This window comes from Stenotrophomonas sp. YJH_SMC_53 (assembly GCF_059369995.1).
In genome coordinates this window covers 17778-42842 of sequence record NZ_JCAFTF010000017.1, presented here as the reverse complement: position 1 = coordinate 42842, position 25065 = coordinate 17778, and the positions used below count along the sequence as shown (strand labels likewise).

The window sequence follows — 25065 nt, the reverse complement described above, 5'->3', positions numbered from 1 at the left end:
TGACTTAGAGAAGAAAATGCCCAAGCGCACTGACCTCAAGACCATCCTCATCATCGGTGCTGGCCCGATCGTCATCGGCCAGGCCTGCGAGTTCGACTACTCCGGTGCCCAGGCCTGCAAGGCCCTGCGTGACGAGGGTTACCGCGTGGTGCTGGTCAACAGCAACCCTGCCACGATCATGACCGACCCGGAGATGGCCGACGCCGTCTACATCGAGCCGATCAACTGGCAGACGGTCGAGAAGATCATCGCCAAGGAAAAGCCCGATGCGCTGCTGCCGACCATGGGTGGCCAGACCGCGCTGAACTGCGCGCTGGACCTGGCCGACCACGGCGTGCTGGAGAAGTACAACGTCGAACTGATCGGCGCCAAGCGCGAAGCGATCCGCATGGCCGAAGACCGCGAGCTGTTCCGCGTGGCCATGGGTGAGATCGGCCTGGAGTGCCCGACTGCCGCCGTCGCCCACACCCTGGACGAAGCGCTGGAAATCCAGACCCGCGTCGGCTATCCGACCATCATCCGCCCCAGCTTCACCCTGGGCGGCAGCGGTGGCGGCATTGCCTACAACCGCGAAGAGCTGGTCGAGATCGTCAGCCGCGGCCTGGAACTGTCGCCGACCACCGAAGTGCTGGTGGAAGAGTCGGTGCTGGGCTGGAAGGAATTCGAGATGGAAGTGGTCCGCGATACTGCGGACAACTGCATCATCGTCTGCTCGATCGAAAACCTGGACCCGATGGGCGTGCACACCGGTGACTCGATCACCGTGGCCCCGGCCCAGACCCTGACCGACAAGGAATACCAGCGCCTGCGCGATGCATCCATCGCCGTGCTGCGCAAGATCGGCGTCGATACCGGTGGCTCGAACGTGCAGTTCGGCATCAACCCGAAGACCGGCCGCGTGGTCGTCATCGAGATGAACCCGCGCGTGTCGCGTTCCTCGGCGCTGGCTTCCAAGGCCACCGGCTTCCCGATCGCCAAGGTCGCCGCCAAGCTGGCCGTGGGCTACACCCTGGACGAACTGAAGAACGAAATCACCGGCGGCCTGACCCCGGCCTCGTTCGAGCCGTCCATCGACTACGTCGTCACCAAGATCCCTCGCTTCGCCTTCGAGAAGTTCCCGGCCGCCGATGCCCGCCTGACCACCCAGATGAAGTCGGTGGGCGAGGTGATGGCGATGGGCCGCACCTTCCAGGAGTCGGTGCAGAAGGCCCTGCGTGGCCTGGAAACCGGCAAGGTCGGCTTCGACCCGACCGGCCTGGACCTGGGCAACGAAGACGACCTGCAGACCCTGCGTCGCGAGCTGAAGGCGCCGGGCCCGGAGCGCCTGTTCTATGTGGCCGATGCGTTCCGCGCCGGCATGAGCGTGGAAGAGATCTACGCACTTTCGTTCATCGATCACTGGTTCCTGGACCAGATCGAGGAAATCATCGCGGCCGAAGCCGAAGTCGCTGCCGGCGGCATCGATGCGCTGGATGCCGCACGCCTGCGCAAGCTGAAGCGCGCTGGCTTCTCCGACGCGCGCCTGGCGCAGCTGACCGGCACCAACGAAGCCGCCATCCGCGCGCTGCGTCGTGCGCACAAGGTGCGCCCGGTCTACAAGCGCGTGGACTCCTGTGCCGGTGAGTTCTCCACCGGTACCGCCTACCTGTACTCGACCTACGAGGACGAGTGCGAGGCCGCGCCGAGCAACCGCGACAAGATCATGATCCTGGGCGGTGGCCCGAACCGCATCGGCCAGGGCATCGAGTTCGACTACTGCTGCGTGCACGCGGCACTGGCGCTGCGCGAGGATGGCTATGAAACCATCATGGTCAACTGCAACCCGGAAACCGTGTCGACCGACTACGACACCTCCGACCGCCTGTACTTCGAGCCGCTGACCCTGGAAGACGTGCTGGAAATCGTCGAGCTGGAACAGCCGAAGGGCGTGATCGTGCAGTACGGCGGCCAGACCCCGCTGAAGCTGGCGCGCGCGCTGGAAGCCAACGGCGTGCCGGTGATCGGCACCAGCCCGGACTCGATCGACCTGGCCGAAGACCGCGAGCGCTTCCAGCAGCTGGTGGACAAGCTGGGCCTGAAGCAGCCGCCGAACCGCATCGCCCGCAATGATCAGGAAGCCCTGCTGCTGGCCCGCGAGATCGGCTACCCGCTGGTGGTGCGCCCGAGCTACGTGCTGGGCGGCCGTGCCATGGAAATCGTCTACGGCGAAGCCGACCTGGCCCGTTACGTGCGCGACGCTGTGAAGGTGTCCAACGATTCGCCGGTGCTGCTGGACCGCTTCCTCGACAATGCTGTCGAGTGCGACGTCGACATCATCGCCGACAAGGATGGCAACGTCCTGATCGGTGGCGTGATGGAGCACATCGAAGAAGCTGGCGTGCACTCGGGCGATTCCTCGTGCTCGCTGCCGCCGTACTCGCTGTCGGCTGAAACCCAGGCCGAACTGCGCCGCCAGGTGGTGGAGCTGGCCAAGGCCCTGAACGTGGTCGGCCTGATGAACACCCAGTTCGCGATCCAGACCAGCGACGAGGGTGCCGACACCATCTACCTGCTGGAAGTGAACCCGCGTGCCTCGCGCACCGTGCCGTTCGTGTCCAAGGCCACCGGCATGGCGCTGGCGAAGATCGCCGCCCGTTGCATGGCTGGCAAGAGCCTGGCCGAGCAGGGCGCGACCAAGGAAATCGTGCCGGACTACTACTCGGTGAAGGAAGCGATCTTCCCGTTCGCCAAGTTCCAGGGCGTCGATCCGATCCTCGGGCCGGAGATGCGCTCCACCGGCGAGGTGATGGGCGTCGGCCGCACCTTCAACGCCGCCTTTGCGCGTGCGCAGGAAGCCGGTGGCATCAAGGCACCGCCGGTCGGCAAGGCCTTCGTCTCGGTCCGCGACCCGGACAAGAAGCGCGTGCTGCCGGTGGCCAAGGCGCTGCTGGCGCGTGGCTACAGCTTGGTCGCCACCCGTGGCACCGCCGCGTGGCTGCAGCAGCACGGCATGGACTGCGAGATCATCAACAAGGTGGTCGAAGGCCGTCCGCACATCGTCGACTCGATCAAGAACGGCGAGATCGTCTACATCGTCAACACGACCGAAGGTCGTTCGGCGATCAACGACTCGTTCTCGATCCGCCGCGAGGCGCTGCAGCATCGCGTCACCTACTCGACCACCATTGCCGGCGCCAAGGCGCTGGTGGATTCACTGGAATTCCGCGGCACCGGCCCCGTCTGGTCGCTGCAGGAGCTGCACAAGGAGTTGAATGCATGAGAGCCCCCATCACCATGAAGGGCGCGCAGAAGCTGCGCGACGAACTGGATCACCTGAAGTCGGTCAAGCGCCCGAAGGTCATCGCCGCCATCGCCGAAGCGCGTGAGCACGGTGACCTGAAGGAGAATGCCGAGTACCACGCCGCGCGCGAGGAACAGGGCTTCATCGAAGGCCGCATCAAGCAGCTGGAGGGCGAGCTGTCGCACGCCGAGATCATCGACGTGAGCAAGCTCAATGCCGGCTCCAAGGTGGTGTTCGGCGCCAGCGTCACGCTGGCCGACGTGGAAACCGACGAAGAGAAGAAGTACCAGATCGTCGGTGACCTGGAAGCGGACATCAAGCTGGGCCTGATCGCGATTTCCTCGCCGGTGGCGCGGGCGATGATCGGCAAGCTGGAAGGCGATTCGATTGTGATCGACGCCCCGGCCGGCCAGCGCGAGTACGAGATCGTCAGCGTCAGCTACGTGGACTGACCGCGTGGCGACGGCGACCCTGCTGTTGCCTGCACGCAGCCGCTTTGCCGCGGCTGCGCTGCCGGACGATGTGGCACGCGCGCTCGGCCGTGCCACGACGGTGCAGGTCCTGCCGGGCGAGCGCGCGCAGCTGACACGCCATTTCTCGGTTGCCGCGCCGCACTGGCCGGTGGCCGCGTTGACCCGCCAGCGCGACGTCGGCGATGCCGCCGGCGCCAGCTGGCTGCGTGCCGATCCGGCCTGCATGGTGCCGGACATGCACGGCGCGCGGATGATGGCCTACGGCGAAACACTGCGGCCGACGCTGGCCGACAGCCTCGCGTTGCTGCCGGTGCTGCAGCCATTGTTCGCCGATGCCGGCTTCGTGCTCGACGCACCCGATCCCTCGCGCTGGTACCTGCGGCTGCCGATCGACAGCGAGCTGCCGGACTTCGACAGCCCCGACGAGGTCCTCGGCGATGACCTGTTCTCGCATCTGCCCGAAGGCGAGGGCGGTCGTCGCTGGCGGGCGCTGATGACCGAGGCGCAGGTGCTGCTGCACAACCATTCCTGGAACCAGCAGCGTGCCGCACAGGGACAACAGCCGATCAATTCGCTGTGGTTCTGGGGCGGTGGCGTGATGCCGGTGTCGGTCAGCACGCCGCACGCGCAGGTGCGCAGCCGGGACGCGCTGCTGCAGGGCCTGGCCCTGGCGGCTGGTGTGGCCGTGGATGGCGAGCAGGCGGTGGATGCGCTGGTCGACCTGCGCCAGCTGCGCTCTTTGCAGCAGCTCGGCAATGATGCGATCCGGCCGCTGCTGGCCGCGCTCAAGCGTGGCGAACTGCAGCGGCTGGTACTGGACTTCGAGGACGGCCTGCAATTCCAGCTGGACCGTGGCCAGCGCTGGCAGTTCTGGAAGAAGCCGCGCCAGCTGCACGATTGAGCGGGGCTATCCACGCATGGCGTGGATCTACTGTAGAGCCGAGCCCATGCTCGGCTGGTGTCATTTCACCTCGCTGACCACCGTCGGCAGGGTCCAGTGCCCACCCGCAACGCCCCGGCACTGCCCGGTGGTGAACTCGCTGCTCTTCACGAATCGCGCGCCATCCCAAGCCCAGTCGTGGCCGGAGGAGCAGTCACCGACGCCGCGCCCACGGAAGCGACCGCTCAACGTAGCGTCGTCGCGATCGAAGTCTTCTGCATCGGACGTGACGAAGCGTGCTTTGTACGGCGGCTTGTCCTGCACTACCCAGTAGCCGCTGCTGAAGTTGTAGGCACCCACGAAGCAGCTGGTGCTTGCCAGCACATGTTGGGCGTCCAGTCGCTGGATCTCGATTTCATCTGTCCCGCCATCGCTCAGGCGGCCGCATTCATCCGGCTTGGGCAGGCTGGCGATCAGTGCCTTGCGCAGGCCCGGTGCTTTCGCCAGTGCCGCGTCCGAGGCGCGCGGTGCCACCAGCGTGCCGCGCACGATCACTGGCACCGGCAACGCCGCAGGCACGCTTGCTTCGGGCTTGTCGCCACGCCGCACCAGCGCACCGGGGGTGCCCAGCCGGCCCTGTGCCTCGTCCATCTTCAGCAGTACGGCCGCTGCACCGCGGTCGGAGATCGGCCAGGCCTTGCCCTTGCCGTCGATGATCTCGATGCGTGCCTGACGCGGCAGTGCGGCGGCCAGTGCATCGGTCTGTGCCTGCTGCAACAACACTTTGTCCCCGTCGCCGGTGTCGCGCACCGCGCCCAGGTCCTTGCCGTTCAGGCGCAGGCGCAGTGCCCCGGTCGGCGTCGGGCTTTCGCCATCCTCGCCATTGCGCAGCCGCGCGATCACCTTCGCACCCGGGCCGCCGGCGCGCTCAAGCATCAGGCTGAGCAGGTTGCCGGGTTCTTCCGGACTGTAGCCGGCGGCGCGGCAGGTGCGGGTGTTGTCACAGGCCAGCGACCAGTCGTTGTGTTCGAATTCGACCCCGGGCCTGGGCTCAGGCGTCGCGGAGTGGGCAGCCGGGGCCACGGTGAGTGCCATCAGCGCGGTCAGCAGGGTGCGGGTCATGGATGGAAGTCCGTTCCAGGGCAGGCAAGCATGGAAGATGCGGTCGTGAATTCCAAATGCTGCTGGCCGAAGAGCCAAGTTGCCTCGTCAGCAGCGGCAGCCGACCGGGGGAGCGGTGCACGTTATGATGTGCGGGTCTCTCGTAACCGGCGATGCCGATGTCCCTTGCCGCCGATGCTGCGCAGCCGCCCTCTGATACACCGCTGATCCGCCGCCGCGACGTGGTCGTGCCCGGCAGCTGGCCAGAGGGCACGCTGCCATTGCTGGCCCGACTCTATGCCAGCCGTGGTGCGGGAACGCCAGAGCTGGCGCTGCCGAAACTGGGAAGCCTACACGCGCCCGAGCTGCTGACCGGTATCGATGATGCAGTGGGCCTGCTGATCGAAGCCATCGCCAACGACAAGCGCATCCTGGTGGTCGGCGATTTCGATTGCGATGGCGCCACCGCCTGTGCGGTCGGCGTGCGTGGCCTGCGCATGCTCGGCGCGCAACACGTCTTCCACGCGGTGCCGAACCGCATGGTGCATGGCTATGGCCTGTCACCGTCGCTGGTGGAAGAGTTGGCCGCGCTGCAGCCGGACCTGCTGGTCACGGTCGACCACGGTATTGCCTGCCATGCCGGTGTCACCGCGGCCAAGGCGCGCGGCTGGCAGGTGCTGGTCACCGACCACCATCTGCCGGGGCCGCAGCTGCCGCCGGCCGACGTGATCGTCGATCCAAACCTGGATGGCGATGCCTTCCCCAGCAAATCGCTGGCCGGTGTTGGTGTGATCTTCTATGTGCTGATGGCGCTGCGCCGGCATATGCGCGAGGCCGGCGTCTTCGCAGATGGCAAGGGGCCGGACCTGACCACGCTGCTGGATCTGGTGGCGGTGGGCACCGTTGCGGACCTGGTAGCGCTGGACCCGAACAACCGTGCGCTGGTCAGCGCGGGCCTGCGCCGTCTGCGCGCGGGGCAGGGCTGTGTTGGCCTGCGTGCGCTGATCGAAGCCAGCGGCCGTGATGCCGCGCGGCTCACTGCCACCGACATCGGCTTCGCACTCGGCCCGCGCCTGAACGCGGCGGGCCGGCTGGAAGACATGGCGCTGGGCATCGCGCTGCTGCTCACCGAAGATCCGCGCCAGGCGCGCGAGATCGCGCAGACGCTGGAGCAGATCAACGCGGAACGCCGCGCCGTGCAGCAGTCGATGACCGACGATGCCGAGCAGGCCCTGACCCGCGTGGTGCTGGACATGGCCGGGCAACGGCCGGTGGCCGCCTGCCTGTTTGATGCCGACTGGCATCCCGGTGTGGTCGGCCTGGTCGCTTCGAAGATGAAGGATCGCCTGCATCGTCCGGTGATCGCCTTCGCTCCGGCCGAACCGGGCGCCGACACGCTGCGTGGCTCGGCGCGCTCGATTCCCGGGCTGCACATCCGTGACACCCTGGCGCTGGTCGATGCGCGCCATCCGGGCCTGATCGACCGCTTCGGCGGTCACGCCATGGCGGCCGGCCTCAGCCTGCGGCTTGACCACGTTGATGACTTCAAGGCCGCCTTCGTCGCCGTGGTGCTGGAAATGCTCGACCCGGCGGCACTGCAGCAGCAGGTGCTCAGCGACGGCGAACTGGCCGCGGACGAGCTCGATCATCGCCACGCCGATGCGCTGCGGTTGGCCGGCCCATGGGGCCAGGGCTTCCCCGAACCCCTGTTCGACGGCCACTTCGAAGTGGCCAACTGGCGCGTGCTGAAGGAGCGCCACCTGAAGCTGGAACTGCGCCTGCCGGGCGTGCCTGGCACGATCAACGCGATCCACTTCGGCGGCTGGCACGGCAATGCCCCTGGCCGCCACGTGCATCTGGCCTACCGGCTGGCCTGCGACGACTATCGCGGCGGCAGCGCCATCCAGCTGATCGTCGAACACTGCCTGCCCGCCTGAGAAAAAGGGGACGGAGGGGATTAAGTCGCAACTGGCAAACAGGGCATAAGCGACTTAATCCCCTCCGTCCCCTTTTTGGGTCTCCCAACCCCGTTACGGCTGCTGGTGCGTTCAAGGGTCCACGATCCCACTGGAGTCCGGTCATGGTCTTCGCCCGTTGCTGCATTGTGTTGTTGCTGGCCCTTGCGGCCTGGCCCGCTGGCGCGCAGTCGCCGCCGATCTCCCGGCCGCAGGCCGCCACGCCGCTGCTGATCGCACCGGCGGCTGAGCAGGCGGTCCAACTGCGACACGCCCGCATCGAGGGCGAGGTCCAGGCGGGCATCGCCCAGACCCGGATCATCCTGGAATTCCACAACCCGAACCGGCGCGTGCTGGAGGGTGAGCTGCAGTTCCCCTTGGCCGATGGCCAGCAGATCAGCGGCTTCGCGCTGGATATCAACGGCGAGATGCGTGACGCGGTGCCGGTGCCGAAGGACCGCGGCCGCCAGGTGTTCGAGGAGATTGCCCGCCGCGGCGTTGACCCGGGCCTGCTGGAACAGACCGCCGGCAACCAGTTCCGCCTGCGTATCTATCCGCTGCCGGCCGGCGGCAGCCGGCGCGTGCAGCTGGTGATTCGCGAGCCGTTGGCCTTCGCCGGCCAAGGCTGGCAGTGGACGCTGCCGCTGCAGTTTGCCGCCGGTGCAGCCTCGGTTGAACTGAAACTGCAGGCACCTGGCACGACCACCGCAGGTACGGCGCCATTCCGCATCAGCGCGGGCCAGCTGCAGTGGCAGGGCAAGGGGGCGCAGCTGCCGAAGCAGCTGCAGTGGGATCTGCCGGCGACCCGCCAGGCACGGGTGCAGGTGGCGCCCTGGCAGGATGGCCACTATCTGCTGGCGCAGCTGCCGGTGGCGGCCAGCAGCACGCCGCGCAAACTGCCGAGCGAAATCGGCCTGCTGTGGGATGGCTCCGGTTCGGCGGGCCAGCGCGATCACACACGTGAGTTCGCCCTGCTGGATCGCTATTTCGCTGCGCTGCGCGACGGCACCGTGGCCTTGACCGTGCTGCGCGATCGCGCCGAGCCGGTGCGTCGCTTCCGCATCCGCGCCGGCAACTGGAGTGAACTGCGCGCAGCCCTGCAGGCCGTACGCCCGGACGGTGCCAGCGCGCTGGCACAGTGGCAGCCGCAGCCGGGCGTGAAGGAGTATCTGCTGGTCAGCGATGGCCTGCTGACCTATGGGCCGGAACAGCTGCCGGCGATGGCGGCGGATCAGCGCCTGTTTGCGGTCAGCAGTGCCGGTGCGCGCACCGATGCCGTGCGACTGCGTGGTTGGAGTGAAGCGCATGGCGGCCGCTTCGTCGCGCTGGGCAAGGATGTCGATGCGGCCGCGCGTGAGCTGCTGTCGTCGCCGTTGGATGTGCAGGTCGATGCAGGGCGTGGCGTGCAGGACGTGGTCATCGACCGTCGCAGTGAAGCTCAGGGTTGGCTGTGGCTGCATGCGCGACTGGCAGCTGACGGCGTGCCGATGCGGGTGCGCGTGGGTGGCGGCGAATGGCAGGCGCTGCCGGCCATGCAGAAAGGCGATGACGGCGAACTGCTGGCCGGCCTGTGGGCGCAGGCGCGCCTGCAGCAACTGGCCGTTGACCGCCGCGGCAACCGCGAGGCCATGCAGCGCCTGTCGCAGCAGTTTGGCCTGGTCGGGCCGGACACCTCATTGATCGTGCTGGAGACGCTGGAGGATTACCTGCGCTATGCCATCCGTCCGTCCGGCAAGCTGCGCGCGGACTACGATGCGCGGTTCGCACGGCAGGTGACTGACCGCGCCGCTGCTGATCGCGAGCGCTTGGACCAGGTGGCTGCGCGCTGGAAGGAGCGCCAGCAGTGGTGGAGCCGCAGCTGGCCGAAGGGTGCGCCGCCGCGGGCCAAGGAAGCAGCGCTGGACGTTGCTTCGGCCGACTATCCTGCCGAGTCAGCGCCGATGGCGATGCTCGTCGCACCGGCGCCCGCGGCACCGCCCGCGCCTGCACCGATGGCCGCGGCGGCAGAACAGCGCATGCAGGCCAGCAGCGCACGCGCGCGTCGTCCGGCGCCCGCGTCGGAGAATGCACTGGATGCGATTGTGGTCACCGGCGGCACGGTCGATGCCGCTGCGGCCGCCAACGATGGCCAGCTCGGCATCCAGCTGGCGGCCTGGCAGCCGGACTCGGCCATCGCCCGGCGCCTGCGCCAGGGCCCGCCGTCGCAGCTCTATGACCGCTATCTGGCCGAGCGCGATGCCCACGCCGACAGCAGCGCCTTCTTCCTCGATGTGGCCGACCTGCTGCTGGAGCAGGGCCAGCGCGAGCTGGCACTGCGGGTGCTGTCGAACCTGGCCGAAATGGATCTGGATAACCGCCACCTGCCGCGCGTGCTCGGTTACCGACTGATGCAGGCCGATGCTCCCGCACTGGCGGTGCCGGTGTTCGAGCAGGTGCTGGCGATGGGCCAGGAAGAACCGCAGAGCTTCCGCGACCTGGGCCTGGCGCTGGCAGCGGCCGGCAAGCCACAGCAGGCACTGGCGCCGCTGTACCAGGTGGTGGTGCGGCCGTGGGACAGCCGCTTCGATGGCATCGCCCTGATCGCGCTGGATGAGCTGACCAACCTGGTGGCCGGCAGCACGCCCCGGCTGGATACCACCGGCATCGACCCGCGCCTGTTGCAGGCGATGCCGCTGGACCTGCGCGTGGTGCTGTCGTGGGACGCCGACAACAGCGACATGGACCTGTGGGTAACCGACCCGAACGGCGAGCGCGCCTACTACGGCAACCGGCTGACCTACCAGGGCGGGCAGATGTCGCAGGACTTCACCGGCGGTTATGGTCCCGAGCAGTTCTCGCTACGCAATGCCAAGCCGGGCAAGTACAAGGTGGAGGCGAACTACTTCGGCAGCCGCCAGCAGCTGGTGACCGGGGCGACGACACTGATGCTGCGCCTGACCACCCATTGGGGCACGGCAAAGCAGAAGGATCAGATGGTGACGATGCGACTGAAGGACCGCGCCGAGACCGTGCTGGTGGGCGAATTCGAGGTTAAATAGTCAACTGCCCCAAGTGGCCGTCCGAGGGTGGGCCAAGGAAGACCCTCGTCGACGCCGCTCTGGGGCAAGGAGGCCCTGTGCGGGGTCGGCTGCAGCCCAGCCGGCTCCCTGCGCCAAGGCGGGTACCGCCTGCCTGAATGCAGCGCCGGCGCATCACGCTCGAGCCTCCCCGGCGCAGGCCCAGGCCCTCATTCCGGGGATCCCCGGCCTGCGGTATCATTACCAGTCATCTTTTGAATGCATAACCGCCGACATGATCGAACTGAATCCTGTCCGCCAGCGCATCACCGATCTGACCGATCGCGTGCTGTCGCTTCGGGGGTATCTTTGACTACGACGCCAAGAAAGAGCGTCTTGAAGAAGTAACGCGGGAGCTGGAAAGCCCCGACGTCTGGAACAACGCCGAGTACGCCCAGAACCTGGGCCGCGAGCGTTCCAGCCTGGAAAAGACCGTGGGCGGCATCGCGTCGGTGCTGGATGGCCTGACCGACGCGACTGAACTGCTGGAGCTGGCCGAGTCCGAGCAGGACGAGGACACCGCACTTGCCGTGGTCGCCGACCTGGACAAGCACCAGGCGCACGTCGAGAAGCTGGAATTCCAGCGCATGTTCTCCGGCGAAATGGACAATGCGGCGGCGTTCGTCGACATCCAGGCCGGTGCCGGTGGTACCGAAGCCCAGGACTGGGCCGAGATCCTGCTGCGCATGTACCTGCGCTGGTGCGAATCGCGCGGCTGGAAGACCGAGCTGATGGAAGTCTCCGGTGGCGACGTCGCCGGCATCAAGTCGGCCACGCTGCGCGTGGAAGGCGACTATGCCTATGGCTGGCTGAAGACCGAGACCGGCGTGCACCGCCTGGTGCGCAAGTCGCCGTTCGACTCGGACAACCGCCGCCACACCAGCTTCACCTCGGTGTTCGTGTCGCCGGAAATCGATGACAACATCGACATCACCATCAACCCGGCCGACCTGCGTACCGACGTGTACCGCTCGTCCGGTGCCGGTGGCCAGCACGTGAACAAGACCGAGTCGGCGGTGCGTATCACCCACATCCCGACCAACATCGTTGTGGCGTGCCAGACCGGCCGCAGCCAGCACCAGAACCGTGACAACGCGATGAAGATGCTGGCCGCCAAGCTGTATGAACTGGAGATCCAGAAGCGCAACGCCGAGAAGGACGCGGTGGAAGCCACCAAGTCCGACATCGGCTGGGGCAGCCAGATCCGCAACTACGTGCTGGACCAGAGCCGCATCAAGGACCTGCGTACCGGCATCGAGCGTTCGGATACGCAGAAGGTGCTGGACGGCGACCTGGACGAGTTCGTCGAGGCCAGCCTGAAGGCCGGTTTGGCCGTGGGCTCCAAGCGCGCCGATGCCTGATCGACGCGCCTGCGCGGATTTCGTCACCCTCGTGCGCAACGCCGAGGGTGGCTGATCACGCTTCCGGTAGAGCCGAGCCCATGCTCGGCTGCTGTTGGCGCAGTAGCAGATGCGTCGAGCATGGCTCGACCCTACAACGGGTACGGCGGTAGCGATGATGCGCAGCGAAAGTGAACGCAAGGAACTCGGTAGCTTCCTGAAGGCCTGCCGCGCCCGTGTCGACCCCGCCACGCTCGGCCTCCCGGCCGGGCGCCGGCGCACCCCGGGCCTGAAGCGCGAGGAAGTGGCGCTGGCCATCGGGGTCAGTGTCAGCTGGTACACCTGGATCGAGCAGGGCCGCGAAGTGCGTGCCTCGCCCGAAGTGCTCGAGCGCCTGGCCAAGGTGCTGCGCATGAGCGAGGACGAACGCGCCTATGCATTCGCGCTGTCCGGCTATGGCGTACCGCTGGAATCGCCGGACGAGAGCGTGACCGACGGCCTGCGCCAGCTGGTCGAAGCGATGCAGCCGATCCCGGCCTATGTGCGCAACACCCGGTTCGATATCCTGGCCTGGAACCCGGCCATCGCCGATCTGTTCGTGGACTACAGCCAGCTGGCGCCGCATGAGCGCAACACGCTGCGGCTGATGTTCCTGTACCCGCCGTACCGCACGCTGATCCTCAATTGGGAAGAAATGACCCGCGGCCTGCTGGCCGGCTTCCGCGCGGCGATGGCGCAGGCGCCGGACAAGGCGCCGTTCCTGGCGCTGGTGGAGGACATCGCCGCGCACAGCGAAGAGTTCCGCCAGTGGTGGCCGGAGCACGACGTGCGGCGGTTCGATGAAGGTGCGAAGAAGCTCAACCATCCCACGCGCGGGTTGCTGGACCTGCAGTACGTGGCGCTGGTGCCGGAGAGCCGGCACGACCTTTCCCTGGTGACCTACCTGCCGCGGAAGTAGGGGGTATTCGGCAGGGCTTGCAGCCCTGCACCCGCAGAGGCCGAAGCGACAGCAACTGCAACAGCAACAGCAACAGCAACAGCAACAGCAACAGCAACAGCAACAGCGGGCATTCCGTGGGATGGCGGGGCGGTGTCGGAGTGCGGGGATGCCGTAAACCCGTCCCTGGGGGCTTGGCAGCCGCTTGCTCGTGTGCGCTTTCCTGCGCACACGGCAAGACCGGGGTTGGGCGTCCTGCCCAACCCGCCCGAGGCATGCCTCGGGCCCATGCGGCTGACACCCCGCACTCCGACACCGCCCCACCTTTGACAGGTTCACGTGGCTGTAGGTAGGTGTCGACCTTGGTCGACACATCTGTCAGATATCGAAATAAATTCCGGGGTCAGATCCGTTTTCCTACGGAAAACGGATCTGACCCCAAGAGTATTTCCGACAGATCGCGGAAAACTGTCGAAGGCGGGGTGGGTCCGGTTGCGGGGGCGTGAGCGCCATGGATGGCGCGACCGAGGCTACATGGGTGAGGGCGCTTTGCTTGCGAAGCACTGCTTCGCAAGCGCCCGAACGCCCAGCCGCCGGCGGCTGGGCCGGACCCCGGAGGGGGATTCACGCCGTCCCCCGCAACCGGACCCACCCCGCCATCCCACGGAATGCAGGCCTTTGACCTTGACGTTGCCCTGGCCTCTGCGGGTGCAGGGCGCAGCCCTGCCGATAACCCCATTCAGACAGGTAAGTGCAGGTCACAGGATAAGCAGACGCCTTGTTGCCTCCGCCAATCGGGTCCACATTCCTGTGCAGAAGACGGGCCGCTGCCCGTTGCCGAGACAACAGGAGACCTGCATGTCCGCTGCCCCCACCACCGCCATTTCCCGCGATCCGGCCACCGGCCTGCAGATCGCCAGCCATCCCTTCGCCACCGATGCCGAGCTGGATGCGATCCTTGATCGCGGCCAGGCTGGCTTCGCTGCCTGGAGCGCCAGCAGCCTCGAACAACGAGCGCAGGTGTTGCGCGCGATGGCGGGCGTACTGCGCCGTGACCGCGAGAAGCTGGCTGCGCTGGCCACCGCCGAGATGGGCAAGGTGCAGGCCGAATCGCTGGCCGAGATCGAGAAGTGCGCCGTGCTGTGCGACTGGTACGCCGACCACGGCGCGCAGTTCCTGCGCGACGAACCGACCCAGGTGCCCGACGACAAGGCTTACGTGTCCTACCTGCCGCTGGGCGTGGTGCTGGGCATCATGCCGTGGAACTTCCCGTACTGGCAGGTGATGCGTGCGGCAGTGCCGATCCTGATGGGCGGCAACGGCTTCCTGCTGAAGCCGGCCGAGAACATCGTCGGTACCGCGCAGCTGCTCGACGCGGCCTGGCGCGATGCCGGGCTGCCGGAAGGCACCTTCATCGCCGCCAACATCAGCCGCGAGGGCACCAGCCGCGCGATCGCCGATGATCGCATCGCCGCAGTGACCCTGACCGGCAGCGTGGCCGCAGGCCGCAGCATCGCCGCCCAGGCCGGGCAGGCGCTGAAGAAGGTGGTGCTGGAGCTGGGGGGCTCGGATCCATTCATCGTGCTGGCCGACGCCGATCTGGACGCCGCCGTTGATGCGGCGGTGGCCTCGCGCTTCCAGAACACCGGGCAGGTCTGCATCGCCGGAAAGCGGATCATCGTTGAAGACGCGGTGTACGACCGCTTCGTCGCGCAGTTCTGCCAGAAGGTGCAGGCACTGACCATCGGCGATGGCCGCGAAGCGGGCAACCGGATCGGACCGATGGCGCGCCAGGACCTGCTGGAGCAGCTGGATGCGCAGGTGCGCGCCTCGGTGGACGCAGGCGCGAAGCTGCTCGTCGGTGGCCATCAGCTCGATCGCCCGGGCGCGTTCTATGCGCCCACCGTGCTGGCGGACGTGGAGCCGGGCATGCAGGCCTTCGATACCGAGACCTTCGGGCCGGTGGCCTCGATCAGCCGCGCCCGCGATGCCGACCATGCGGTGGAACTGGCCAACCAGAGCGAATTCGGCCTCAGCGGCAATCTGTGGACCGGCGACCGCGCCCGTGCCATGCAGCTGGCGCGCCGGCTGCAGACCGGCGGCGTGTTCGTCAACGGCTTCTCCGCTTCGGACCCCCGCGTGCCGATCGGCGGCGTGAAGAAGAGCGGTTTCGGCCGCGAGCTCTCGCACTTCGGCATCCGTGAATTCGTCAATGCGCAGACAGTGTGGTTCGACAAGCATTGACGCGCGGCTCTCATCCTTCCTGCAACGATCCACCATCAGTCCAGCACAAAGGACGGCATCCGATGTCCAAGGGTTCAGATCTGCTTGTCGCCGCGCTTGAGAACGAAGGCGTCGAGCGCATTTTCGGTATTCCCGGCGAGGAAAACCTCGACGTGGTCGAGTCGCTGCGCCATTCCAGCATCGAGCTGGTCATCACCCGCCACGAACAGGCAGCGGTGTTCATGGCGGCCACCTATGGCCGCCTGACCGGCAAGCCCGGCGTGTGCCTGGCCACGCTCGGCCCGGGCGCGCTCAATTTCACCACCGGCGCCGCCTATGCGCTGCTCGGTGCGTGGCCGGTGATCATGATCACTGGCCAGAAGGGCATCGTCGCCAGCAAGCAGGCGCGCTTCCAGATCGTCGACATCGTCGGCACGATGAAGCCGCTGACCAAGCAGGCGCGGCAGATCGTCTCGGCGCGCACGATCCCGACCATCGTCCGCGAGGCGTTCCGTGTCGCCCAGGAGGAGCGCCCGGGCCCGGTGCTGCTGGAGCTGCCCGAAGACATCGCGGCCGATGAGGTCGAGGGCGTGGCGCTGATTCCGCCGCATGCGGTGGACCGTCCCATTGCCAGCCCGGAGGCGCTGGATCGGGCGGCTGAGATCATCCGCAATGCCAAGCGGCCGTTGTTGATGATCGCTTCGGCGGCGTCGCGACCGCAGTCCAGTGAAGCGCTGTCGGCCTTTGTGTTGCGCGCCGGCATCCCGTTCTTCACCACGCAGATGGGCAAGGGCGCGGTGGCCGGAGGTTCGGGCCTGTACATGGGCACCGCCGCGCTGACCGAGCGTGACTACGTGCACATGGCGATCGACCAGGCTGACGTGATCGTGACCATCGGCCACGAGGTGACCGAAAAGCCGCCGTTCGTGATGCGCCCGGGTGGCCCGACCGTGATCCATATCGGCTACTCGCAGGCGGCGGTGGAACAGGTGTACTTCCCGCAGGTAGAGGTGATCGGCGACATCGGCCGTTCGCTCACCCAACTGGCCGACCGCATCGAAGGCGCGGTGCCGAACGCCGATGCTTTGCTGCCGCTGCGCGCGACCATCCTCGAGCATCTGGCCGACCGCGCCGAAGAGGCCGGGTTCACACCGCAGCGGCTGGTGCACGACGTGCGCCAGGTGATGCCGCCGGACGGCATCGTGGCGCTGGACAACGGCATGTACAAGATCTGGTTCGCCCGCAACTACCGTACCCAGGTCGCCAACACATTGCTGCTGGACAACGCGCTGGCGACCATGGGCGCGGGCCTGCCATCGGCGATCATGGCCTCGATCCTGTATCCACAGCGGCGGGTGCTGGCGGTGTGTGGTGATGGTGGTTTCATGATGAACAGCCAAGAGCTGGAGACAGCGCGCCGGCTGGGGCTCAACCTGGTGGTGCTGATCCTCAATGACGGCGCCTACGGCATGATCCGCTGGAAGCAAGCGGTGGATGGCTTCACCGACTACGGCATGACCTTCAGCAACCCCGACTTCGTCAAGTACGCCGAGGCCTACGGCTGCAGGGGGCATGAGGTGACCGCCATCGAGCAGGTCATCCCGACGCTGGAGGCGGCCTTCAACGACGGCGGGGTGCACCTGGTGTCGGTACCGATCGATTACTCGGAAAACCAGCGGGTGCTGGTGGACGAGCTGCGCCAGGCGTTCCCCGGGAACGCGTAGGCGCCGATCCGCTGATGGGGTCAGATCCCTTTGCTGCGCAAAGGGATCTGACCCCTCTCCAGGCCGGGGCAGGGCGGTTTTGGTATGCTGGGCAACCGGCTGTGCCGGGCGCAGCATCCCCCCTCACTACACGATTCCCGCAGATCCATGAGCGAAGCTACCGATACCCCCCCCGTCGACGAGAACAAGTTGATCGCCGAGCGCCGTGAGAAACTCAAAGCGCTGCGTGGGCAGGGCATCGCGTACCCGAACGATTTCCGTCGTGAGGATTTCGCCGGCCGCCTGCAGGACGAATTCGCCGATGCCGAACAGTGGACCGCCGAGGCGCTGGAAGGCAACGGACGCCAGGTGAAGATGGCCGGCCGCCTGATGGCCAAGCGCATCATGGGCAAGGCGAGCTTCGCGCAGATCCAGGACGAGTCCGGCCGCATCCAGCTGTTCCTGCAGGGGGCCGTGCTGGGCGATGCCTACACCGCGTTCAAGGGCTGGGACGTGGGCGACATCATCGCCGTAGAAGGTGGCCTGACCCGCACCAAGACCGGCGAGCTGTCGGTCAAGGCCGAGTCGATCCGCCTGCTGACCAAGTCGCTGCGTCCGTTGCCGGACAAGTGGCATGGCCTGGCCGACGTCGAGCAGCGTTACCGCCAGCGTTACGTCGACCTGATCGTCACCCCGGAGTCGCGCGCGGTCTTCATCAAGCGCTCGAAGATCATCCGCGCCATGCGTGCGTGGCTGGACAATCGCGACTTCCTGGAAGTCGAGACGCCGATGATGCATTACATCCCCGGCGGCGCGGCGGCCAAGCCGTTCACCACCCACCACAACGCGCTGGACCTGGACCTGTACCTGCGCGTGGCGCCGGAGCTGTACCTCAAGCGCCTGACCGTGGGCGGCCTGGAGCGCGTGTACGAGATCAACCGCAACTTCCGCAATGAAGGCGTCAGCACCCGCCACAATCCAGAATTCACCATGATGGAGCTGTATGAGGCCTATGCCACGTACAACGAGATCATGGACCTGACCGAAGGCGTGATCCGAGACGTGGCCAGGACAGTCAACGGCAGCACCGAGGTCGAGTGGGACGGGGCGAAGATCGACCTGGGCCCGGCGTTCCGCCGCTGGCGCATGGACGAAGCCGTGCGCCACCACAACCCGGAAATCTCGGTTGCCGACTGCACCGACCGTGACGCGCTGCTGCGCCATTGCGAGCGCTTGAACATCCGCGTCAAGCCGTCCTACGGCTGGGGCAAGCTGCTGCTTGAGATCTTCGAGGCCACCGTCGAGCACACCCTGATCCAGCCGACCTTCATCACCGACCATCCGGTGGAAGTCTCGCCGCTGGCCCGTGCCAACGACAATGATCCGGGCTACACCGACCGCTTCGAGCTGTTCGTCAACGGCAAGGAGCTGGCCAATGGCTTCTCCGAGTTGAACGACCCGGAAGACCAGGCCCAGCGCTTCCAGGCCCAGGTGGCCGCGAAGGAAGGTGGCGACGACGAGGCCATGCACTACGACGCCGACTACATCCGTGCGCTGGAGTACGGCATGGCCCCGACCGGCGGCCTGGGTATCGGCGTCGATCGTCTGGTGATGCTGCTGACCGGCAGCAGCTCGATCCGCGATGTGCTGCTGTTCCCGTACATGCGTCCGGAGCAGTAAGTCACCTTTTTGACTCCCGATTGTGCGCGCCGTCCCGAAACGAGATGGCGCGATTGACGCGTCCCGCACTCGGCGTATCGTAATTGCACTACCTTGACGCCTGCTATGGCTTGATCGGCGTTAGGGAAGGGCACGGTGTGGGGAGTCCGCTTCACATTGTGATGACGATCATGAATCGGGATGCACGACACGGGAGTCAGGCCGATGCAGGGTGCGAGCGTTCGCAGCGGCAGAGTATCCTCGCCTGCTGATGATCCAGCGTGGTCGAAAAACCAGGCAGAGTACGCGTTGAATATCGTCATCGTTGATGACCAGACTTCCGCCCGGACGATGCTGCGTCACGTCATCGAAGACATCGCGCCGGAACTGAGCGTGTATGACTTCGGCGATCCGCTGACCGCATTGGCCTGGTGTGAAGCCCATCCGGTCGACCTGCTGCTGCTCGATTACCGCATGCCGGAGATGGACGGGCTGGAATTCGCTCGCCGTTTCCGTCGGCTGCCCAAGCACCGCGACATTCCGGTGATCCTGATCACCGTGGTCGGTGACGAGCCGATCCGGCAGGCGGCACTGGAAGCAGGGGTCATCGACTTCCTGGTCAAGCCGATCCGCCCGCGCGAACTGCGTGCGCGCTGCTACAACCTGCTGCAGCTGCGCCAACAGACCGAGAACGTGAAGCAACGGGCGCTGTCGCTGGAGCAGCGCCTGCTGGCCAGCATGCATGAGGTCGAAGAGCGGGAGCGCGAAACGCTGTCGCGGCTGGCGCGGGCGATCGAGTTCCGTGATGCAGGCACCAGTGCCTATCTGGAGCGCATGGCGCGCGTGGCCGGCCTGATCGCCGACCAGCTCGGGCTGCCCGAGGAGGACGTGCGCCTGATCGAAATGGCTGCGCCGCTGCATGACATGGGCAAGATTGCCATTCCCGATGCGGTGCTGCTCAAGCAGGGCAAGCTCAACGAGGAGGAGCTGGCGATCATGCGCCGGCACCCGCGGATTGGCCATGAACTGCTGAGCGGCAGCCAGAATCGTTTCATCCAGGTTGGCGCCTTGATCGCACTGCGTCATCATGAGCGCTACGATGGCAGCGGCTATCCCGATGGGCTGGTCGGCGATGCGATTCCGCTGGAAGCGCGCATCGTGGCTGTCGCCGATGTCTTCGACGCCCTGATTTCGCCCCGTCCGTACAAGGAAGCATGGACCATGGAAGCCACCCTGGCTTATCTCTACGCCCAGCGTGGCCGGCTGTTCGATCCCCGATGCGTGGACGCGCTGCTGCGCGGCCGCGAACAGCTGGACCAGATCTGCGCCGAGCATTCGATGGCGTCCGCGCGCCCGGGGCTGGGCGCGTGAAACGGCTGTTGTCGCAGCTGCGGCTGCGCCTGTCCCAGCGCCAGGACAGCGAACACGGCCAGCAGATCGTCCGTATTGTCCTGATCAGCCTGATCCTGGCCTACGTGTTGTTGCCGGCGCCGCGCCACGATCTGCCGCACACGCAGTACGTGGGCGTGCTGGCGATCGTATTGACCGGCCTGAGCCTGTCGCTGCTGCTGTTCGGCTGGCTGCTGTGGCGGCCGGCGCGTTCTGATCCCCGCCGCGTGCTGGGCATGCTTGCCGACTATGGCCTGATCGCTGCCGGCATGGTGCAGATGGGGGAGCCCCTGGCCTGGGTCTACATCGTGGTGATGTGGGTGACGGTCGGCAACGGCATGCGCTTCGGCAACCACTACCTGTACGTGGCGGTGGCGATGGCGATGGTGAGCTTCGGTTGCACGGTGCTGCTGACGCCTTACTGGCAACAGAATTTCCGTCTGGCCATCGGCCTCTGGCTCGGCCTGGCCGCGGTGCCGCTGTACTTCTCGACACTGCTGCGGCAGCTGACCGAAGCGATGGCCGAGGCGCGCCGTGCCAGCGAGGCCAAGAGCCGTTTCCTGGCCAACATGAGCCACGAGTTCCGCACGCCGTTGAACGGCCTCAACGGCATGACCGAAGTGCTGGCGACCACGCGCCTGGACGATGAGCAGCGCGAGTGCCTCAACACCATCCAGGCGTCGTCGCGCAGCCTGCTGGCGCTGGTGGAGGAAGTGCTGGACATCTCGGCCATCGAGGCCGGCAAACTGCGCGTGGTGGCCGAAGACTTCGCCGTGGCCGACGTGATCCAGGCGATCGGGCTGATCCTGTTGCCGCAGGCCAAGGCCAAGCGCCTGGATTACCGGGTGAAGGTCGCCGATGGTGTGCCGCCCCGCGTGCGCGGAGACGTCGGGCACCTGCGGCAGATCCTGCTGAACCTGGCCGGCAACGCGGTCAAGTTCACCGATCACGGCCGGGTCGAAATCCGTGTCAGCGTGGTGCAGGCCGATACCAGTGGCGCGGTGCGGCTGCGCTTCGACATCCTCGACACCGGCATCGGTGTAGCCCCGGCCATGCGTGCGCGGCTGTTCGATGCCTTTGAGCAGGCTGACGTCAGCATGGCGCGTCGCCACGAGGGCACCGGGCTGGGCACGACCATCGCCAAGGGCCTGGTCGAAGCAATGGACGGCGATATTGGTTATCTGGAAAACCCGCCGCGCGGCAGCCATTTCTGGGTCGAGCTGCCGTTCGCGCCGCCGCAACCGCAGGTGCCGGGTGCGGTACCGAGCCTGACCGGTGACGACGACGCGGGGCGGGGTGGCAACGTGATCGCATTTGCCGACCCGTTCCTGCGCCATCGCGCCCGCGTGCGCAGCATGCAGATCCTGGTGGCCGACGACCACGAGGCCAACCGCATGGTCCTGCAGCGCCTGCTGCAGAAGGCCGGGCATCGCGTGCTGTGCGTGGACGGCGGTGAGGCAGTGCTGGATGCGCTGGCCGACAGTGAATTCGATGCGGTCATCGTCGACCTGCACATGCCGGGCATGAGTGGGCTGGACATGCTGAAGGAGTTGCGGGTGATGCAGGCCGGCGGCGGTCCGCGCACGCCGGTGCTGGTGCTCAGCGCCGATGTCACGCCCGAGGCGATCCAGCGCTGCACCCAGGCCGGGGCGCATGCTTTCCTGGCCAAGCCCGTGGTGGCGGTGCGCCTGCTCGATACCCTGGCCGAGATCGCCAGCAACGCCCAGCTGAAGACCATGGCCGCACCGGTGGTGCGACCGATGGCGCTGCAGGATGGGGTGCTCGACAGCAGCGTGCTGGACGAGCTGGCCTCGCTGGGGATGGGCGAGGGCTTCGAACGTGAGTTCATCCGCCAGTGCCTGGAGGACGTGGCGAGCTGCATGGGCAAGGCCGAGCAGGCCGGCGAGGCCACGCAGTGGGATGTGTTCCGCGAACAATCCCATGCGATCAAGGGTGTGGCCAGCAACCTTGGCCTGATGCGCGCGTCGAACCGTGCCGGCGAGCTGATGCGGATGGCCGACTGGCAGCTCAAGACCGAATGGCGCCAGCGCCTGGGCATCCTGCAGGAAGCGATCAAGGAAGGCCGGCGTGCACTGGAGGCGCGGGCCGAACGCCGGCTGCGCGGCGCTGCTGACGATGGCGAGGCGCGCTGAATCACGGCAAGGCCCATAAAAAAAGCCCGGTGGCCAACCGGGCTTGAACCCATCCTGGGGGAGGGATGAATCAGGCCGCGTCGAGACTGGCGCGACGGGTCTGGGCCTTGATCAGGCGATCCATGGTGCGCAGAGAGCGGTCGCCGAGGGCCAGGGCGGAATCGACCCATACCTTGGTGATCTCCAACAGTTCGTCATAGCTGACAGGCTGGGCAATGCTGCGTGCGGCGTTCATTGCCAGGTAGGACTGCGGGGTGCGCTGCTGCTGGCGGATCAGTTCCTCGACGGCCGCCCGGCCTTCGCCCTTCTTCACCAGCACGTCGACCACGCCCATCGCATGCATTTCCTCGGCGCTGTAGACCCGGCCGTCGAGGATGATCTTCTCGGCCAGGTGTGGTGACACCCGGCGGCACAGGAAGGAGTAGGCGCCCATACCCGGGAACAGGCCGAACAGAACTTCGGGCAGGCCGAGGCCGCTGCCTTCCTCGGCGACGATGGTGTGGCAGGCCAGGGCCATTTCCAGGCCACCGCCCAGGGCGTCGCCCTGGATCAGGGCGATCGAACGGACATCGCCGCCGAACCCGGTATGCAGGTGGTGCACGCCCTCAACGCAGCGCTGGGCGTAGTTCAACAGGAGGTCGCGGTTGCCTTCGCGGATCAGGCGGGTGAACAGGTCCAGGTCACCGCCCAGGTTGTAGGCGACGGCATCGGAGGCCAGCACGAAATGCCGCAGGGTGCCGCTGTGGCGCTCGGCAGGGCTGCGGGTGATGGCCGCCATGTAGCTCCACATCTCGTCGAGCATGTCCTTGCGGCAGCAGGGACGGATGCCGGTGGCGGCATCGGCATGCATGAACAGCCAGTGGGCAGTGCCGTCGGCACTGTCTTCGGTACGGATGGTGGCGAACGGTGAGCCGCTTGAAGGCAGCTTTTCGATGGTACTCATGGAAGGGTCCTCGGCATGCGGCCCGCAGTGTCAGGTGGGTGGCCGGCGGGCCGAACGGTCCACACACGCGGCGATGCTACACCGCCTCAGGGGCGTCGCATGCGAAAGGGCCCGGGACGTTTCCGCCCCGGGCCCTGCATCGTTCAAATTGCCGAAAACCCTTACTGGGCGGGCGTATCGCGGAGTTCGCGACGGAGGATCTTGCCGACATTGGTCTTCGGCAGCTCCTTTCGGAATTCGACGATTTTGGGGTGCTTGTAGCCGGTCAGGTTGGCCCGGGCATGCTCCTTGACCATTTCGGCGGTCAGGTTCGGATCCTTCTTCACGATGACCACCTTCACCACCTCGCCGGACTTGTCGTCCGGCACGCCGACCGCGGCCACTTCCAGCACGCCCGGCATCATCGCGATCACGTCCTCGACTTCATTCGGATACACGTTGAAGCCGGACACCAGGATCATGTCCTTCTTGCGGTCGACGATGTAGAAGAAGCCGTGTTCGTCCATCTTCGCCATGTCGCCGGTATGCAGCCAGCCGTCGGCATCGATCGCCTTGGCGGTTTCCTCCGGGCGCTGCCAGTAGCCCTTCATCACCTGCGGGCCCTTGATGCAGAGCTCGCCGACCTCGCCCAGCGGCAGGATGGCGCTGTTGTCGTCCTTGATGCAGGCATCGGTGGACGGGATCGGCAAGCCGATCGAGCCGTTGTATTCCGTCAGGGTGAGCGGGTTGATGCAGGCTGCCGGCGAGGTCTCGGTCAGGCCATACGCCTCGACCAGGGTCACCCCGGTGACCTTCTTCCAGCGCTCGGCCACGGCGCGTTGCACCGCCATGCCGCCGCCCAGGGTGACCTTCAGCGAGGAAAAGTCGACCGTGTCGAAGCCGGGGGTGTTGAGCAGGCCATTGAACAGCGTGTTGACGCCGGTGATGGCGGTGAAGCGCACCGACTTGAGCTCCTTGACGAAGCCCTTCATGTCACGCGGATTGGTGATCAGGTGGTTGCAGCCACCGAACTTCATGAAGACCAGCCCGTTCGCGGTCAGTGCGAAGATGTGGTACAGCGGCAGGGCGGTGATGATCCACTCCTTGCCCATCTCGATGCCCGACGCACTGATCCAGGCCGAGGCCTGCTGCATGTTGGCGATCAGGTTGCGGTTGGTCAGCATCGCGCCCTTGGCCACGCCGGTGGTGCCGCCGGTGTACTGCAGGAACGCAATGTCGTCGTGGTCGATCTCGACCTTGGGCAGGCTGTGGCGGCTGCCGATCTTGAGCGCCTGGCGGAAGCGCACCGCGCCCTTGAGATGGTAGTTGGGCACCATCTTCTTGATGTACTTCAGCACGAAGTTGACGATCACGCCCTTGGCGCCAAGCAGGTCGCCCAGGCCGGTGGTGACCACGTGCTTGACCGGCGTATCGGCGATGACCTGCTCGACGGTATCGCCGAAGTTGTCGACCACCACCAGTGCGGTCACGCCGGCATCGACCAGCTGGTGCTTGAGCTCGCGCGCGGTGTACAACGGATTGACATTGACCACGGTCAGGCCGGCGCGCAGCACGCCGAAGGTGGCCACCGGGTACTGCAGGCAGTTGGGCATCATCAGGGCGACGCGGTCACCCTTCTTGAGCTTGAGCTCTCCCAGCAGGTAGGCCGCGAACTGATTGACCAGCGCGTCGGTCTCGCCATAGGTGAGGACCTTGCCGAAGCTGGAGTAGGCGGGACGGTCGCGGAATTTCGCGACGGAAGCGTCGAAGACCGAAGCTACCGAATGGAACTCGTTGACGTCGATCTCGGCGGGAACGCCTTTCGGATAGCTCTGCAGCCAGGGACGATCCAGACTCATATTCCCCCTCCAGGAATCGTGATGTATTAGGTTCCGGCCCTGAGCGTATCGACAACGGCCGGTCATTGCAGCATACCCCGCCGTAGGGAAAACGCGAAGAGGGGTTCGCGGAGGCTGCAACGGTAGGTGCCGACC

Annotated in this window: 15 protein-coding genes; 12 read left to right on the top strand and 3 right to left on the bottom strand. The window is 66.5% G+C overall.

Going from position 1 to position 25065, the window contains the following annotated elements; all coding sequences use genetic code 11:
- The first annotated feature begins 16 nt into the window (after positions 1 to 16).
- Genes carB through AC5P7X_RS19355 form a run of 3 tightly spaced genes read left to right on the top strand, consistent with a single transcriptional unit; the run spans position 17 to position 4654 of the window.
- Complete coding sequence (carB, locus tag AC5P7X_RS19365) at positions 17 to 3259, top strand: carbamoyl-phosphate synthase large subunit (protein ID WP_065177614.1); 3243 nt, start codon at positions 17 to 19, stop codon at positions 3257 to 3259.
- Positions 3260 to 3267: 8 nt separating this feature from the next.
- Positions 3268 to 3732 carry a transcription elongation factor GreA gene (gene greA, locus AC5P7X_RS19360; RefSeq protein ID WP_026347191.1) on the top strand — a complete coding sequence of 155 codons (465 nt, stop codon included), beginning with the start codon at positions 3268 to 3270 and terminating at the stop codon, positions 3730 to 3732.
- A gap of 4 nt (positions 3733 to 3736) precedes the next feature.
- Positions 3737 to 4654 (top strand): phosphoglycerate mutase, encoded by a 918-nt coding sequence (locus AC5P7X_RS19355; RefSeq protein ID WP_065177615.1) that lies wholly within the window; start codon positions 3737 to 3739, stop codon positions 4652 to 4654.
- Between the two features lie 60 nt (positions 4655 to 4714).
- On the opposite strand, the gene AC5P7X_RS19350 is transcribed toward AC5P7X_RS19355, so the two are convergent.
- Entirely contained in the window at positions 4715 to 5755 is a 1041-nt protein-coding gene (locus AC5P7X_RS19350) for a DUF1176 domain-containing protein (RefSeq protein WP_329842621.1), read from the bottom strand.
- A 158-nt stretch (positions 5756 to 5913) separates the two neighbouring features.
- Here AC5P7X_RS19350 and recJ point away from each other — a divergent pair, with 158 nt between their 5' ends.
- The 9 genes from recJ to AC5P7X_RS19305 all read left to right on the top strand — a co-directional run bounded on the left by recJ (position 5914) and on the right by AC5P7X_RS19305 (position 22149).
- On the top strand, positions 5914 to 7671 hold the full coding sequence (gene recJ / locus AC5P7X_RS19345) for a single-stranded-DNA-specific exonuclease RecJ (protein WP_206620850.1): 1758 nt from the start codon (positions 5914 to 5916) through the stop codon (positions 7669 to 7671).
- A 143-nt stretch (positions 7672 to 7814) separates the two neighbouring features.
- On the top strand, positions 7815 to 10727 hold the full coding sequence (locus AC5P7X_RS19340) for a DUF2135 domain-containing protein (protein ID WP_495215267.1): 2913 nt from the start codon (positions 7815 to 7817) through the stop codon (positions 10725 to 10727).
- Positions 10728 to 10980: 253 nt separating this feature from the next.
- Positions 10981 to 12106, top strand: a protein-coding gene (prfB, locus tag AC5P7X_RS19335; protein ID WP_141750815.1) for a peptide chain release factor 2 whose coding sequence is annotated in 2 segments (ribosomal slippage) — positions 10981 to 11055 and positions 11057 to 12106 — 1125 coding nt in all. Because the reading frame shifts where the segments join, the coding sequence is not laid out codon by codon here.
- 154 nt (positions 12107 to 12260) lie between these two features.
- Complete coding sequence (locus AC5P7X_RS19330) at positions 12261 to 13043, top strand: helix-turn-helix transcriptional regulator (protein WP_053500957.1); 783 nt, start codon at positions 12261 to 12263, stop codon at positions 13041 to 13043.
- Between the two features lie 837 nt (positions 13044 to 13880).
- Entirely contained in the window at positions 13881 to 15266 is a 1386-nt protein-coding gene (locus AC5P7X_RS19325) for an NAD-dependent succinate-semialdehyde dehydrogenase (protein WP_329843614.1), read from the top strand.
- Positions 15267 to 15328: 62 nt separating this feature from the next.
- Entirely contained in the window at positions 15329 to 16969 is a 1641-nt protein-coding gene (locus tag AC5P7X_RS19320; RefSeq protein ID WP_329843615.1) for an acetolactate synthase large subunit, read from the top strand.
- Positions 16970 to 17116: 147 nt separating this feature from the next.
- Positions 17117 to 18628, top strand: a complete 1512-nt coding sequence (lysS, locus tag AC5P7X_RS19315; protein WP_053499438.1) for a lysine--tRNA ligase — start codon at positions 17117 to 17119, stop codon at positions 18626 to 18628.
- A gap of 204 nt (positions 18629 to 18832) precedes the next feature.
- A complete protein-coding gene (gene rpfG, locus AC5P7X_RS19310) occupies positions 18833 to 19978 on the top strand; it encodes a cyclic di-GMP phosphodiesterase response regulator RpfG (RefSeq protein WP_032954148.1) in 1146 nt (381 codons plus the stop codon).
- A complete protein-coding gene (locus AC5P7X_RS19305; RefSeq protein WP_329843616.1) occupies positions 19975 to 22149 on the top strand; it encodes a response regulator in 2175 nt (724 codons plus the stop codon). The genes rpfG and AC5P7X_RS19305 overlap by 4 nt, the downstream gene beginning before the upstream one ends.
- Before the next feature lie 70 nt (positions 22150 to 22219).
- Here the strand turns inward: AC5P7X_RS19305 and AC5P7X_RS19300 are convergent, their stop codons facing one another.
- Positions 22220 to 23092 (bottom strand): crotonase/enoyl-CoA hydratase family protein, encoded by an 873-nt coding sequence (locus AC5P7X_RS19300; protein WP_053499433.1) that lies wholly within the window; start codon positions 23090 to 23092, stop codon positions 22220 to 22222.
- A 161-nt stretch (positions 23093 to 23253) separates the two neighbouring features.
- Positions 23254 to 24930: a long-chain fatty acid--CoA ligase gene (locus AC5P7X_RS19295; protein ID WP_053499432.1), complete on the bottom strand. Its 1677-nt coding sequence runs from the start codon at positions 24928 to 24930 to the stop codon at positions 23254 to 23256.
- Positions 24931 to 25065: the final 135 nt, after the last annotated feature.

Bases quoted from the DNA above. Each gene is read 5' to 3' on its own strand.
- carB (WP_065177614.1), top strand. From the start codon at position 17: ATGCCCAAGCGCACTGACCTCAAGACCATCCTCATCATCGGTGCTGGC.
- AC5P7X_RS19350 (WP_329842621.1), bottom strand. From the start codon at position 5,755: ATGACCCGCACCCTGCTGACCGCGCTGATGGCACTCACCGTGGCCCCG.
- recJ (WP_206620850.1), top strand. From the start codon at position 5,914: ATGTCCCTTGCCGCCGATGCTGCGCAGCCGCCCTCTGATACACCGCTG.
- AC5P7X_RS19340 (WP_495215267.1), top strand. From the start codon at position 7,815: ATGGTCTTCGCCCGTTGCTGCATTGTGTTGTTGCTGGCCCTTGCGGCC.
- AC5P7X_RS19330 (WP_053500957.1), top strand. From the start codon at position 12,261: ATGATGCGCAGCGAAAGTGAACGCAAGGAACTCGGTAGCTTCCTGAAG.
- AC5P7X_RS19325 (WP_329843614.1), top strand. From the start codon at position 13,881: ATGTCCGCTGCCCCCACCACCGCCATTTCCCGCGATCCGGCCACCGGC.
- AC5P7X_RS19320 (WP_329843615.1), top strand. From the start codon at position 15,329: ATGTCCAAGGGTTCAGATCTGCTTGTCGCCGCGCTTGAGAACGAAGGC.
- lysS (WP_053499438.1), top strand. From the start codon at position 17,117: ATGAGCGAAGCTACCGATACCCCCCCCGTCGACGAGAACAAGTTGATC.
- rpfG (WP_032954148.1), top strand. From the start codon at position 18,833: ATGCAGGGTGCGAGCGTTCGCAGCGGCAGAGTATCCTCGCCTGCTGAT.
- AC5P7X_RS19300 (WP_053499433.1), bottom strand. From the start codon at position 23,092: ATGAGTACCATCGAAAAGCTGCCTTCAAGCGGCTCACCGTTCGCCACC.
- AC5P7X_RS19295 (WP_053499432.1), bottom strand. From the start codon at position 24,930: ATGAGTCTGGATCGTCCCTGGCTGCAGAGCTATCCGAAAGGCGTTCCC.